The following is a 12,785-nucleotide window of genomic DNA, read 5'->3' as shown; positions in this document are numbered from 1 at the left end:
CTGACAGCTATAGCTCAGCGGCACCGTCGGCCAGTACGCGGCGGGAAATAATCAGCCGCATAATCTCGTTGGTACCTTCCAGAATACGGTGTACGCGGGTGTCGCGCACGTAGCGCTCCATCGGGTACTCCTTGATGTAGCCATTGCCGCCGTAGAGCTGCAGCGCTTCGTCGCACACCTTGAAGCCCACATCGGTAGCGAACCGCTTGGCCATCGCACAGTAGGTGGTGGCATCCGGGTGGCCCGCATCCAGCTTGGTGGCGGCCATGCGTACCAGTTGGCGGGCGGCCACCAGCTCGGTCACCATATCGGCTAGGCGAAACTGCAGCGCTTGGAACTCGGCCAGGCGCTTACCGAACTGCTTGCGCTCTAGCATGTACTCGCGGGCTTTATTGAGCGCCTGCTGAGCGGTGCCGATCGAACACGTCGCAATATTGATGCGCCCGCCGTCCAGGCCCTTCATGGCGATTTTGAAGCCGTCGCCCTCGTTGCCCAGCAGGTGGTTAGCGGGTACACGCACGTCTTCAAAGGTAATCATGCGGGTGGGCTGGCTGTTCCAGCCCATTTTGTCCTCTTTGCGGCCATAGCTGATGCCCTCGCTCTTGGCATCCACCGCGAAGGCGGAAACGCCGCTGGGGCCTTCGCCGCCGGTGCGCGCCATCACCACCAGGAAATCGGTGCTACCCGCGCCGGAAATAAACATCTTGCTGCCGTTCAGCACGTAGTGCTCGCCATCGCGCTTGGCGGTGGTTTTCAGCGAGGCCGCATCGGAGCCTGCGTTGGGTTCGGTTAAGCAGTAAGAGCCCAATAGCTCGCCGGTCGCCAGCTTTTCGCCCCACTGCGCCACGGCGTCCGGTGTGCCGAAGTCCGCCAGCATCCAGGTCACCATGTTGTGGATGGTGAGGTACGCGGTGGTGGAGGTGCAGCCCATCGAGAGCTGTTCAAAAATAATGCTGGCATCAAGCCGGGAAAGGCCCAGTCCGCCGACACTTTCCGGGGCGTAGAGCGAACAGAAGCCCAACTCCCCTGCTTTACGAATCACATCGACGGGGAAAAAAGATTCTGCGTCCCATTCGGCGGCGTGGGGTTCTAGCTCGTTCTGGGCGAACGCCCGGGCCATATCAGAAAAAGCGACCTGGTCTTCACTTAGCTCAAAATTCATGGCGTATCTCCACAGTGCGTGGATGCACCGCGCCTAGGCAGGCGGCAGGCAAGTCACGCATTAGCTGTTGTCATTATTAGCAATGTTGACGTTTACGTTAACTTATATTCTTACCCTACCTTGCGCAACCAAATCCCCCACGACCTTTGGCGTAGAAATGGGCTTACGGCCTTATTTCACAAGCAGAAAAAAGGGTGCCCGAAGGCACCCAATCCACGGACAGACGCGGTTAACGGGAATCCATCACTTAAAGTTTTTACGGTACATTTTGGCCAGCTCGCCGATGATGCCGCTACGGAAGCTCAGCACGCACACCACAAAGATGATGCCCAGAATCACGCTCACCCAGTTCCCCAACGGCGACTGCGCCAGCAGATGCTGCAGGCTAACCACTAGCCCCGCCCCCATCAGCGGGCCAAGCAGCGTGCCTACACCGCCCAGCAGTGTCATCAAAATCACCTCACCCGACATATGCCAGTGGGCATCGGTGAGCGAGGCCAGCTGGAACACCACGGTTTTAGTGGAACCTGCCAAACCTGCTAGCGCCGCCGAGAGAACGAAAGCCAACAGCTTGTAGGCATCGACGTTGTAGCCCAGCGACACGGCGCGGGGCTCGTTCTCGCGAATGGCTTTCAGCACTTGCCCAAAGGGTGAATGAACCGTGCGCTGAATCACCGCGAAGCCAAACACGAACACGGCGAAGACGAAGTAGTACATCGCCAAGTTGCTGCTCAGATCGATCACGCCAAACAGGTTACCCCGCGGCACGCCGTGCAGGCCGTCTTCCCCTCCGGTAAAGGAGGACTGCACAAACACGAAGAACATCAGCTGTGCCAGCGCCAGCGTGACCATGGCGAAGTAAATGCCCTGGCGACGAATGGAGAGCACGCCAAACAGTACGCCTAGCAGAGTTGCCATTAACGTACCCGCAAGAATGCCTAGCTCTGGCATTAAGCCTGGGTAGCTGGCCAGCAAGTAGCCGGTCACATAGCCGCCGGTCGCTAGGAAGGCCGCATGGCCAAATGAGAGCAGCCCGGCGTAGCCCAACAGTAGGTTGAAAGCGCAGGCAAACAGCGCAAAACAGAGAATCTTCATTAAAAAGACGGGGTACGCCACAAAGGGAGCAACTAGCCCCATCGCCAGCAGCACAAGGTAGAACATATTGCGGCGTAGCTTGGCGCGCCGTTGGCGCTCCTGCACCGCGGAGGGCAACTGGGTTGCCGAGGTGGTATGCGTTGTTGTCATGGTTATGCCTCCTTACCGAACAGCCCAGCGGGGCGTAACATGAGTACCAGGATCATCACTAGAAAGATCACGGTATTAGAGGCTTCCGGGTAGTACACCTTGGTTAACCCTTCAATAATGCCCATGCCTAAGCCGGTTAAAATGGCGCCTAAAATGGAGCCCATACCGCCGATAACGACCACCGCAAACACCACAATCAATAGGCTTGAGCCCATAGTGGGCGATACCGGATAAAGCGGTGCCGCCAGCACGCCTGCAAAGGCGGCAAGCCCAACCCCAAACCCGTAGGTTAGGGTAATCAGCAGCGGTACGTTCACACCGAACGCCTGCATCAGTTGGGAGTTTTCTGTACCGGCGCGCAGGTAGGCACCCAAGCGGGTACGCTCAATCATGAACCAGGTGAATAGACACATGGCCAGCGCCGCTACTAGCACCCAAGCGCGGTAGGTAGGTAAGAACATAAAGCCCAGGTTAAGGCCGCCCTGCAGAATTTCAGGGGTAGCGTAGCGCGCCCCAGAAACGCCGAATAAGTTAATTAACGTGCCTTCGAAAATCAGCGCCAACCCGAAGGTCAGCAGCAGCCCGTAGAGGTGGTCGAGGTGGGCAATGCGACGCAGCAGAAAGCGCTCCATCAGCATGCCACAACCACCCACCACCAACGGGACTAAAATCAGTGCTAGCCAATAGTTAATGCCCAGGTAGCGAAAGCCTAGCAGCGCGGCGAAGGCTCCCAGCATGTACTGCGCCCCGTGGGCAAAGTTGACGATCTTCAGTAGGCCGAAGATGACCGCCAGGCCCAAACTAAGCAGTGCGTAAAAGGCACCGTTCACAAGCCCAAGCGTTAGCTGGCCCATGAACACGGCCATTGGCACGCCGAATATCATCGTCATGGTATGACTCTCCTCGCCGCTAAGCGGGCAGCCCTATGGAGCTGCCCCAGCGCGTTGCTTATTGTTAGAAACGCCTTTACGGCTTGCTTGGCCCCAGACCAAGGCAGCAGATGCCTGAGCCTGGAGCGCGTCAGCAGATCAGTTCTGTACCAGCGAGCACTGGCTTTCAGACAGCGGACGGTAGGCTTCTGTGGCGGGAATGGTGCTAAGGATCTCGTAGAGGTCCCACTCACCGGTAGACTCTTCCGGGGTTTTTACCTGGGCCAGGTACATGTCGTGAATCATACGGCCATCTTCACGAATGCTGCCGTTACGGGCGAAGAAGTCGTTGATCGGCTCTTCGGCCATTTTCGCGCGCACGGTTTCAGGGTCATCGGTGCCAGCGGCTTCCACGGCTTTCAGGTAGTGCATAGTGCTGGAGTAGATACCGGCTTGCACCATGGTGGGCATACGGCCGGTTTCTTCAAAGTAACGCTCGGACCAAGCGCGGGACTCTTCATCCATGTCCCAGTACCAGCCGGTGGTTAGCAGCAGCCCCTGGGTGGCTTCTAGCCCCAGCGCGTGTACGTCGTTGAGGAAGATCAGCAGGCCTGCTAATTGCTGGCCGCTTTGGGTCAGACCAAACTGGCTGGCAGTGGTAATAGCGTTGACCGTGTCGGCACCGGCATTGGCGAGGCCAACGATTTTCGCACCAGAACCCTGCGCCTGAAGAATGTAGGAGGAGAAGTCACTGGTGGGGAACGGGTGACGCACGCCGCCGACAATTTCACCGCCATTGGCTTCTACCACACTGGTCACGTCGGCTTCCAGTGCATGGCCGAAGGCGTAATCCGCAGTGAGTAGGAACCAGCTATCGCCGCCCTGCTCAACGACGGCCTTCGCGGTGCCGTTGGCCAGCGGATAGGTGTCATATACCCAGTGAATATGGTTCGGAGTACAGTGTTCGTTGGTAATACTAGACGCCGCCGAGCCCGAGACGATGCCCAGGCCGTTGTTCTCTTGCAACACTTTGGTCACGGCGATAGACACAGACGACGCCACTAAGCCGCCAACCATATCGACGTTACGCTGGTCGATCCACTCGCGCACGGTGTTGGCACCCACGTCGGCACTGTTGCGGTCATCGGCGCTGAAAATCACAATGGGTGAGCCGTTCACGCTGCCGCCAAAATCGGCCACCGCCATTTCCATCGCAGTTTGGCCACCTGGGCCAGCCAAATCACGGTAGGTGCCGGACATATCGGCTAAGTAGCCAATACGCACTTCACCATCGCTGATCTCGGCGTGGGCGGTCGAGATCGCCATGCTGGAGGCAGCGGCAACGGCGATGCTGGCGGCCAGCGTCTTCTTCATATAGGTCATGTTCGTCTCCTGGCCCTGAGGGCCTTTGTTTTTATGATGCGGACGTTCAGTTATAGCGTTTGTGTGTGGAGCGCTTGTGTATGAAACGTAAGTGTTGCGTTTGTTGTTCTTTAAGGCCGTGCTTACAGTTTAGATGGTGTGCGATTTATACCCCCAGCATGCTGTTTAAATGTTCCCGCCGGGAAGGCAACTGCTCGGCGGTGATCTCCTCAACAATTTGGCCGTGATCCATCACAAAGTGGCGGTCAGCCAGCGGGGCAGCAAAGCGGAAGTTCTGCTCAACCAGCACGATGGTCATGCCGCGCTCTTTTAGCTGCACCAATACCTCGCCCAGCTTTTGCACGATGACCGGCGCCAAGCCTTCGGTGATTTCATCCAGCAGCAGCAAGCGCGCACCGGTACGCAGAATGCGCGCCATGGCCAGCATCTGCTGTTCGCCGCCGGAGAGCCGCGTGCCCTGGCTTTTGCGACGCTCGTAGAGGTTCGGGAACATGCCGTAGATTTCATCCAAGCTCATACCGCCTGAACGCACAGTGGGTGGCAGCAGCAGGTTTTCGTGAACATCTAAGCTCGCAAAAATACCGCGCTCTTCCGGGCAGTAGCCAATCCCTAACCGGGGAATATGGTGCGGCTTCATGCGCAGGGTTTCATTGCCATTAATGACAATCGAACCGGTGCGCCGCCCGACCATATTCATAATCGCTTTTAGCGTGGTGCTGCGGCCCGCGCCGTTGCGGCCCAGCAGAGTCACCAGCTCGCCACGCTTCACGTCGAAATTCACCCCATGCAGAATGTGCGATTCGCCATAGAAGGCATGCAGGTCTTGCACTCGCAGCATCTCTAAAGTCTGGTTTTCTGGGGCTTCTTGGCTCTCGAATGCTTCTGCGGTATTCATACGGCAGCCTCCTCAGCCGCTTCGCTGCCCATATAGGCTTCGCGCACTAAGGGGTTGCGGGAAACCGTGTCGTAATCCCCTTCTGCCAGCACCGCACCCCGCGCCAATACGGTAATACGGTCACACAAGCGGCTGACCACGCTCAGGTTGTGCTCCACCATCAACACCGTGCGGCCTTGGGAAACCCGTTTGATCAGCGCAACGATACGGTCAACATCTTCCGCGCCCATGCCCTGGGTCGGCTCGTCTAGCAGCATCATGCTGGGGTCCAGCGCCAGCGTGGTGGCCACTTCTAAGGCGCGCTTGCGGCCATAGGGCATTTCCACAGTGAGCGTATCGGCGTATTCGCGCAGGCCCACTTCATCGAGCAGCGCTAGGGCGCGGTCGTTGAGGTGGTCCAGCGTTTTTTCCGATTTCCAGAAGTGGAACGACGTGCCCAGCTGGCGCTGAAGCGCTACGCGTACGTTTTCCAATGCGGTCATGTGGGCAAACACCGCTGAAATCTGAAACGAACGCACTAAGCCAAGCTGGGCGATCTCGTTAGATTTTTTGCTGGTGATGGGTTGGCCGCGATAGAGAATCTCGCCCCGCGTAGGGGGCAAAAACTTGGTTAACAGGTTAAAGACCGTCGTTTTCCCTGCACCGTTTGGGCCAATCAGGGCATGAATATGCCCCTCCTGCACCTGGAGGTTTACGTTATCCACGGCGGTAAAGCCGCGAAACTCTTTGGTCAGCCCTCGAGTTTCGAGCACTGGCCCCTTGGTCACTTCGTCTGCACGCATGAGGTAGGACGCCTCTTGTTGTTCTTGTACGGTGGGAAGCGAAACTCGTTAGCCAGCAACGCATCCTTACCTGAACGTAAGGTGTAAGTGCAAACTAGCAACCCCACACAGGGTATTACAATTACAACTTTGGTCTACGCACCACTCCGACGCATCAAATTAAAGTTAAAAATCCTTTATTTATCAATTACTTTTTAAAATTCAACGGTAGCTCACTCATTGCAATCCCAGCTTTACGTTAACGTAAACTTGCTTTAGCCTCATGGTCAGTGTTCCATAGGGACATCCCCTATCGACGAGAATAACGATCATGAGCAAAACCTACTCGATCAGCGAACTGGCCAGCGAGTTTGATGTGACCACGCGTAGCATCCGCTTTTATGAAGATCAGGAGCTACTGCATCCCACCCGCCGGGGCCAGACACGTATTTACAGCAGTAAAGATCGCGTACGGCTAAAGCTGACACTGCGCGGCAAACGCCTGGGGTTTTCGCTGGCGGAAATCCGCGAGCTGTTTGAGCTGTGGGATGAGACCCGCAGCGGCAGCGAAAAGCAGCTACAGCTGATGCTGAGCAAAATCAGCGAGCGTAAAGCCGCGCTGGAACAGCAGATGAAAGACATCACGATGGTGCAGTTGGAGCTTGAAAGCGCTGAGATTCGCTGCCGCCAAGCCCTCGAAGAGCTTAACGAGAAACATCCGGCCACCGCGAAATAAACAACCTCAACGAATAACGACCCGATTAACAACGACAAGGTGATTGACCATGTTTTCCCACTATTCAGAACTAAATTTCGGTCTTGACGATGAACTGAACATGCTGCGTGAGCAGGTCAACGCCTTTGCCGCCAGTGAGATTGCCCCACGCGCCGCCGAGATCGACCACAACAATGAGTTTCCCAACGACCTGTGGAAGAAATTCGGCGATATGGGCCTGCTGGGCATTACCGTACCGGAAGAAGATGGCGGCAGCGGTATGGGCTACTTGGCCCACTGTATCGCCATGGAGGAGATCTCCCGGGCCAGTGCTTCCGTCGGGCTCTCCTACGGCGCGCACTCCAACCTGTGCGTTAACCAGCTCAAGATCAACGCCTCCGCCGAGCAAAAAGCCAAATACCTGCCCAAGCTAATGAGCGGCGACCACGTGGGCGCGCTGGCGATGTCAGAGCCCGGCGCTGGCTCCGATGTGGTCTCCATGCAGCTGCGCGCCAAAGAGGATGGCGACCACTACATTCTCAACGGCAACAAAATGTGGATCACCAACGGTCCCGATGCCGATGTGCTGGTGGTGTACGCCAAAACCGACCCGGATGCCGGCTCCAAAGGCATCACCGCGTTTATTATCGAAAAAGGCATGCCGGGCTTTTCCACCGCCCAGAAGCTCGACAAGCTGGGCATGCGTGGCTCTAACACCTGCGAGCTGGTCTTCCAGGATTGCCGCGTACCCGCCGAGAACGTGCTGGGCGAAGTAGGCAAAGGCGTTCGCGTATTGATGAGCGGCCTGGATTACGAGCGCACCGTTCTGGCCGCTGGCCCCATTGGCATCATGCAAGCCGCCATGGACATCGTCATTCCTTACATCCATGAGCGTAAGCAGTTCAATCAATCCATCGGTGAGTTCCAACTGGTGCAGGGCAAGGTGGCGGATATGTACACCACCCTAAACGCCTGCCGCGCTTATTTATACGCCGTCGCGGCCGCCTGCGACCGTGGCCAAACTTCTCGTAAAGATGCCGCTGGTGTCATCCTCTACTGCGCTGAAAAAGCCACCCAGGTCGCGCTGGATGCCATCCAGCTACTGGGCGGCAACGGTTATATCAACGAGTACCCCACCGGCCGCTTGCTGCGCGACGCGAAGCTTTACGAAATTGGCGCGGGCACCAGCGAGATTCGCCGGATGCTGATTGGCCGCGAACTTTTCACCGAAAGCCTTTAACAAAAATTAGCAGGGGCGCGCCATGAGCACACTCTCCACACAGATCAACCCGCGCAGCGATGTGTTTCAGGCCAACGAGGCCGCCATGCTGGGGGAAGTCAACAAACTCCGTGAACTCACTGCGGCCATTGCACAAGGAGGCGGTGAGAAAGCCCGCGCCCGCCATGAGAGCCGTGGCAAGCTGTACGTGCGTGACCGCATCGACCATTTGATTGATGAAGGCTCGCCGTTTCTGGAGTTTTCCGCGCTGGCGGCGCATCACGTTTACGACAGTGAGGTACCTGCCGCAGGCGTGATCACCGGGATTGGTCGGGTGTCTGGCGTTGAGTGCGTGATTGTGGCCAACGACGCCACGGTAAAAGGCGGCACCTATTTCCCGCTAACGGTGAAAAAGCACCTGCGTGCCCAGGAAATTGCCCGCAAGCACCGCCTGCCGTGCATCTACTTGGTGGATTCTGGCGGTGCCTTCCTGCCCCGCCAGGACGAAGTCTTCCCCGACCGCGACCACTTCGGGCGTATTTTCTACAACCAGGCCACGATGTCCGCTGAAGGCATTCCACAGATCGCCGTGGTGATGGGCTCCTGTACCGCAGGGGGTGCATATGTGCCTGCCATGGCGGATGAGTCCATCATTGTTAAAGAGCAAGGCACGATCTTCCTGGGTGGCCCACCGCTGGTAAAAGCCGCCACGGGGGAGAGCATCAGCGCCGAGGACTTGGGCGGTGCGGACGTTCACGCCAAAGTGAGCGGTGTAGCCGACCACTACGCTGAAAATGACGCCCATGCGCTGCAGCTTGCCCGCGCCTGCGTATCGCGTCTGAACTGGCAAAAGCGCGGCCAGCTGGCCATGCAGCCGCCTAGGCCGCCCAAGCTCGACCCTTCAGAGCTTTATGGCATCGTCGGCACCGACCTGAAAAAGCCCTACGACGTGCGCGAAGTGATCGGCCGCATCGTCGATGGCTCCGACTTTGACGAGTTCAAACGCTACTACGGCGACACGCTGGTGACCGGCTTTGCCCATATTCACGGCTACCCGGTGGGGATCGTGGCGAATAACGGCGTGCTGTTTTCAGAGAGTGCGGTAAAAGGTGCGCACTTTATTGAGCTGTGCGCCCAGCGCAAAATCCCACTGGTGTTCCTGCAGAACATCACCGGCTTTATGGTTGGCTCCAAGTACGAGCATGAAGGCATTGCCAAGCACGGCGCCAAACTCGTCACCGCCGTGGCCTGCGCCAACGTGCCGAAATACACCGTGCTGATTGGCGGCAGCTTCGGCGCGGGTAACTACGGTATGTGTGGTCGTGCTTACGACCCCAACCTGCTGTTTATGTGGCCCAACGCGCGTATTTCGGTGATGGGCGGCGAACAGGCGGCAGGCGTACTTTCCCAGGTAAAACGCGAGCAGTACGAGCGCGAAGGCCGAGAATGGAGCAAAGAGGACGAAGAAGCGTTCAAAAAGCCCACCCGCGACCAGTACGAGCACCAGGGCCACCCCTACTACGCCAGCGCCCGCCTGTGGGATGACGGCGTGATCGACCCGCTGCAAACCCGCGATGTGCTGGGGCTGTCACTGGCCGCATCGATGAATGCCGAAGTCAAAGAGACGCGCTTCGGCGTGTTCCGGATGTAAGGGGCGAACATCATGGCTTACTCAACATTAGTCATCGAGGCGGGTATCGCTCGCCTAACCTTAAACCGCCCAGAGGTGCATAACGCCTTTGACGATAGCCTGATTGCCGAACTCAATACTCATCTGGAAAAGCTCCACGGCTTGGTAAGTGCAGGCGACGTGCGGGTGGTGGTGCTCGGCTCTGAAGGTAAAAGCTTCTCCGCAGGTGCTGACCTGAACTGGATGAAGCGCATGGTCGATTACGACCTGGAAGATAACCTAGCGGATTCCCGCAAGCTTGCGGCGCTGATGCACGGCCTAGATACCCTGCCCTGCCCGACCATCTGCCGCGTACAGGGGGCGGCGTTTGGTGGCGCGGTGGGCTTAGCCGCCTGCTGCGATATCGTCGTGGCGTCCGAAAAAGCCAAGTTTTGCCTGTCGGAAGTCAATATTGGCCTGTCGCCTGCGGTGATTAGTCCTTACGTTCAGCGCGCCCTTGGTCAGCGCCAAATGCGCCGCTACGCGCTGACCGCCGAAGTGATGGATGCGCCCACCGCGCTCAGCCTGGGTTTGGCCCATCAGGTAGTGGAGCACGATGCCTTGGATAACGCGGTGGACAGCATGATCGCCACGCTGGTTAAAGGCTCTCCCCAGGCACAGCGGGCTACCAAGGCACTATTAGCCACCGTGGCCCAAGCTCCAGATGCCGATGCTACTCGTGAGCACACCTGCCAAGTGATTGCCAAGCTGCGGGTGAGCCAAGAGGGCCAAGAGGGCCTCGCCAGCTTTTTGGACAAGCGTCGCCCCGCCTGGACATCTCCTGAAGAACACAATAACGCTGCGGAGCCACGCTCATGACGCTTACCCCAACCAAATTCGATACCTTGCTGGTGGCTAACCGCGGTGAGATTGCCTGCCGCGTGATGCGTACCGCCCGCCGCATGGGCTTAAAAACCGTCGCTGTTTATTCCGATGCCGATGCCACCGCCCGCCACGTACGTGAAGCCGATGAAGCCGTGCGCCTCGGCCCTGCCGCCGCCCGGGAAAGCTACTTAAACGTTGACGCGGTGATTGAGGCCGCCCAACGCACCGGCACCGGCGCGATTCACCCCGGCTATGGCTTCCTGTCTGAAAACGGCACTTTTGTTAAAGCGCTAGAGCAAGCGGGCATTACTTTTGTTGGCCCGCCCGCTTCCGCCATTGCCGCCATGGGCGACAAGTCTGCCGCCAAAGCGCGTATGGCGAATGCGGGCGTGCCGCTGGTGCCCGGCTACCACGGCGACGACCAAGGCGATGCCCTGCTGCGTTCCGAGGCCGATAAGATCGGCTACCCCGTCATGCTAAAAGCCAGCGCCGGTGGCGGCGGTAAAGGCATGCGCGTGGTAGAGAGCGGTGAAGGCTTCCAGGCCGCGCTGGACGGCTGCCGCCGGGAGTCTAAAGCCGCGTTTGGCGATGACCGCATGCTGATCGAGAAGTATCTAGTACAGCCCCGCCATGTGGAAGTACAGGTATTCTGCGACCGTTACGGCAACGGCGTGTATCTGTTCGAGCGGGACTGCAGCGTGCAGCGCCGACATCAAAAAGTGATTGAAGAAGCCCCCGCCCCCGGCATGACGACTGAACTGCGCGCCGCCATGGGCGATGCCGCCGTTCGCGCCGCCCAGGAGATTGGCTACGTGGGTGCGGGCACGGTGGAGTTTCTGCTGGACTCTTCACCAGGTCAGGACGGCGCTTTCTATTTCATGGAGATGAACACCCGCCTGCAGGTCGAGCATCCCGTTACCGAGATGATTACCGGTCAAGACCTGGTGGAGTGGCAACTAAGAGTCGCTATGGGCGAGCCGCTGCCCTGCCGCCAGGACGAGCTGACCATTACCGGCCACAGCTTTGAAGCGCGCATTTATGCCGAAGATCCGGAGCAGGACTTCCTTCCCGCCACCGGCCTCCTCACTCGCTTCGCGCTGGACTTGGAAGGCGCAGGGCTAGGCGCTGATCAAGTCCGCCTAGATAGCGGCGTGGAGAGCGGCGATACGGTCTCGATGCACTACGACCCGATGCTCGCCAAGCTGATTGTGCATGGCGTTGACCGTGACGCTGCGCTGGCAACCCTCAACCGGGCGCTAGCGTCGCTGGATGTGCAGGGCGTGGTCACCAACCGCGCCTTCTTGCAGCGCTTAGCCAATCACCCTGGCTTTAAGAACGTCGAGCTGGATACCCGCTTTATCGAGCGCAACGAAGCGACCCTGTTTGCTCCGCGTCAGTTTTCTACAGAAGACTATGCCAGCGCCGCGCTGATTGGCTTGCATCAATTAGCCCAGGAGTGCGAAAGCGACTCCCCTTGGGGCCGCCACGATGGTTTCCGGCTCAACGCCCCGCACACCATTCGCATTGCGCTGTGTGACCCGGCAAGCGCTCAAGCCGCGGATAATGACAGCGCAGTGGTCGTGGTAGAGGGCAAGCGCGCCACCTTGGATACCCAGTGGCAGCTCACCATTGGCAACAGCACACTGACTGCCAGCCTACAGCCGCTGGAAGGCGATGCCGTGGCCGTCACGCTCAACGGTCACCGCCGCCGCTTACAGGCGTATAAAGATGGTCATGTAGTGGTGATGGCCGAACCCAGCGGTGAAACCCGCCTGTTCTGGCGGCGCATCGACGCCATCGACCACGGCCACCACGAAACGGAATCTACTCTCACCGCGCCGATGAATGGCACGGTGGTGGCGCTGCTAGTGGAACCGGGTGCTCAGGTTGAAAAAGGCATGCCGCTGATGGTGATGGAAGCCATGAAGATGGAGCACACCATGACCGCCCCCGCCGATGGCAGCGTAGAGACCTTCCACTTCCAGGCAGGCGATACGGTAAGCCAGGGCGCTGTGCTGCTCGACTTTGCCCCCAGCGAATAG

Annotated in this window: 11 protein-coding genes; 5 read left to right on the top strand and 6 right to left on the bottom strand. The window is 58.5% G+C overall.

The genetic code is table 11. From position 1 onward, the window contains the following. Positions 1 to 7: 7 nt before the first annotated feature. The 6 genes from NH344_RS03720 to NH344_RS03695 all read right to left on the bottom strand — a co-directional run bounded on the left by NH344_RS03720 (position 8) and on the right by NH344_RS03695 (position 6,336). Positions 8 to 1,162 (bottom strand): acyl-CoA dehydrogenase family protein, encoded by a 1,155-nt coding sequence (locus NH344_RS03720; protein ID WP_062375092.1) that lies wholly within the window; start codon positions 1,160 to 1,162, stop codon positions 8 to 10. A 243-nt stretch (positions 1,163 to 1,405) separates the two neighbouring features. Next, positions 1,406 to 2,407: a branched-chain amino acid ABC transporter permease gene (locus NH344_RS03715; RefSeq protein ID WP_253027559.1), complete on the bottom strand. Its 1,002-nt coding sequence runs from the start codon at positions 2,405 to 2,407 to the stop codon at positions 1,406 to 1,408. 2 nt (positions 2,408 to 2,409) lie between these two features. Further along, the gene (locus tag NH344_RS03710) at positions 2,410 to 3,297 is read right to left on the bottom strand and encodes a branched-chain amino acid ABC transporter permease (RefSeq protein WP_253027558.1); all 888 of its coding nucleotides are present in this window, start codon (positions 3,295 to 3,297) and stop codon (positions 2,410 to 2,412) included. 138 nt (positions 3,298 to 3,435) lie between these two features. Next, positions 3,436 to 4,659 (bottom strand): ABC transporter substrate-binding protein, encoded by a 1,224-nt coding sequence (locus NH344_RS03705; protein WP_253027557.1) that lies wholly within the window; start codon positions 4,657 to 4,659, stop codon positions 3,436 to 3,438. Between the two features lie 145 nt (positions 4,660 to 4,804). Continuing rightward, positions 4,805 to 5,554, bottom strand: a complete 750-nt coding sequence (locus NH344_RS03700; RefSeq protein WP_054640828.1) for an ABC transporter ATP-binding protein — start codon at positions 5,552 to 5,554, stop codon at positions 4,805 to 4,807. Beyond that, positions 5,551 to 6,336 (bottom strand): ABC transporter ATP-binding protein, encoded by a 786-nt coding sequence (locus NH344_RS03695; RefSeq protein ID WP_253027556.1) that lies wholly within the window; start codon positions 6,334 to 6,336, stop codon positions 5,551 to 5,553. The genes NH344_RS03700 and NH344_RS03695 overlap by 4 nt, the downstream gene beginning before the upstream one ends. A gap of 310 nt (positions 6,337 to 6,646) precedes the next feature. Here NH344_RS03695 and NH344_RS03690 point away from each other — a divergent pair, with 310 nt between their 5' ends. Genes NH344_RS03690 through NH344_RS03670 form a run of 5 tightly spaced genes read left to right on the top strand, consistent with a single transcriptional unit; the run spans position 6,647 to position 12,785 of the window. Continuing rightward, positions 6,647 to 7,051 (top strand): MerR family DNA-binding transcriptional regulator, encoded by a 405-nt coding sequence (locus tag NH344_RS03690; protein WP_253027555.1) that lies wholly within the window; start codon positions 6,647 to 6,649, stop codon positions 7,049 to 7,051. A gap of 49 nt (positions 7,052 to 7,100) precedes the next feature. After that, positions 7,101 to 8,270 carry an isovaleryl-CoA dehydrogenase gene (locus NH344_RS03685; RefSeq protein WP_054640826.1) on the top strand — a complete coding sequence of 390 codons (1,170 nt, stop codon included), beginning with the start codon at positions 7,101 to 7,103 and terminating at the stop codon, positions 8,268 to 8,270. A gap of 22 nt (positions 8,271 to 8,292) precedes the next feature. Further along, positions 8,293 to 9,900 (top strand): carboxyl transferase domain-containing protein, encoded by a 1,608-nt coding sequence (locus tag NH344_RS03680; protein ID WP_253027554.1) that lies wholly within the window; start codon positions 8,293 to 8,295, stop codon positions 9,898 to 9,900. A gap of 12 nt (positions 9,901 to 9,912) precedes the next feature. Continuing rightward, positions 9,913 to 10,737, top strand: a complete 825-nt coding sequence (locus NH344_RS03675; protein WP_253027553.1) for an enoyl-CoA hydratase/isomerase family protein — start codon at positions 9,913 to 9,915, stop codon at positions 10,735 to 10,737. Continuing rightward, a complete protein-coding gene (locus NH344_RS03670) occupies positions 10,734 to 12,785 on the top strand; it encodes an acetyl/propionyl/methylcrotonyl-CoA carboxylase subunit alpha (RefSeq protein ID WP_253027552.1) in 2,052 nt (683 codons plus the stop codon). Before NH344_RS03675 ends, NH344_RS03670 begins: the two co-directional genes overlap by 4 nt.

Source organism: Halomonas sp. Ps84H-12, assembly GCF_024124725.1.
GTDB classification, from domain to species: domain Bacteria; phylum Pseudomonadota; class Gammaproteobacteria; order Pseudomonadales; family Halomonadaceae; genus Vreelandella; species Vreelandella aquamarina.
Note: the sequence above shows the minus strand (reverse complement) of the source record. Positions and strands in the feature narration are given on the sequence as shown.